Genomic DNA, 694 nt, shown 5'->3' with positions numbered 1-694 from the left:
ACGAAGGGCCGTTGATGCTTCCATCGCGCCCATTCGGCCGCCAGGCCCGGGAAAATCACGTCGTCGTATGCCTGGATTTCCAACGATCCCCGTTCGGCAATTCGCCGCGGTGAACCATATGTTGCCTTCGGTAGGCCGAGCCGGCTGCGCTGCGCATTCTCGACCTTCTTGATCGCGCGCCACCACAGCCAGTCATGCAGCGTCAGCACCAAGCGAGAGGCCGACGCGGGCAAGATCGGCAACGATTGGCCGTTGGGGCGCACCGGGGCATGGTGCAGCGTGGCCAACGGAAGCCCGTGGTGTTCAGCGACATTGGCCGCGATCTCCTGGTAAGTCTGACCGGCGAGCACCAGGTCGGCTCCGTCCGCCAGTGACGTCAGTGTCTCGTTCATCTGCACCCAGGCCCCAGTGCTGACTTTCCACAGCTCGCGTCCCCACTCCGATAGGTCACGCATTCTCCAGAACGTGCTGAACACGGAGGTAAAAAAGTTGCGGAACACGTCCAGCCATACCCGTGTCTCCGCTCCGTAGGGCACCGCGGTAAGCCCGGCCGATTCCGCGAAGTCAACCAGGTCGGGCGGGACGGCCATGCACACTTCGTGGCCCCTGCGCAGCAACTCACGGCCGACGGCGGCACAGGGCTCGATATCACCACGAGTTCCGTAGCTCGCCACCACGAACTTCATTGCAAAAA

General features: G+C 63.0%; 1 protein-coding gene. It reads right to left on the bottom strand.

Features of this window, described 5'->3' with window-relative positions:
* On the bottom strand, positions 1-686 hold a 686-nt coding region (locus tag A9W96_RS18385), incomplete at its 3' end, for a glycosyltransferase (protein WP_197499562.1).
* Positions 687-694: the final 8 nt, after the last annotated feature.

Source organism: Mycobacterium sp. 1245852.3 (assembly GCF_001669335.1).
In the GTDB taxonomy this organism is placed as follows: domain Bacteria; phylum Actinomycetota; class Actinomycetes; order Mycobacteriales; family Mycobacteriaceae; genus Mycobacterium; species Mycobacterium europaeum_A.
This window is presented reverse-complemented; position numbering and strand designations above follow the sequence as displayed.